We start from the raw sequence: 361 nt of genomic DNA, 5'->3' as shown, positions 1-361 counted from the left end.
GCATACACACGTAAATCACGGCGCTACAATTCTTATCGAGGTCAAGTCGGAGCAGTAGCCAAAAATCGGATCCATCGTCGTTTCTACACTAGTATCTGCCATCAGAAAATCACGACGGATACAACTGAATTTAAATACCATGAAGTGGATGCCAAAGGCATTATCCGTCAAAATAAATTGTATCTAGATCCTTTTATGGATATGTTCAATAGTGAGATTTTATCCTATCGTATCTCTGAAAAACCCAATGCATTAGCGGTAATGGAAGGTTTGGAGGAAGCTATCCAGACCACTAACGGATTGTCCCTATCGTCGTACGTTTCACTCAGATCAAGGTTGGGCGTATCAAATGAAAGCTTAT

The 361-nt window shown here is 40.7% G+C and carries 1 pseudogene; it reads left to right on the top strand.

The window, feature by feature from the left end:
• Positions 1-361: pseudogene (locus RG571_RS12120) on the top strand (DDE-type integrase/transposase/recombinase); the annotation flags it as partial.

Origin of the sequence: Enterococcus sp. FR204, from assembly GCF_031143325.1 — a bacterium.
Lineage (GTDB): Bacteria > Bacillota > Bacilli > Lactobacillales > Enterococcaceae > Enterococcus_B > Enterococcus_B faecium.
Note: the sequence above shows the minus strand (reverse complement) of the source record. Positions and strands in the feature narration are given on the sequence as shown.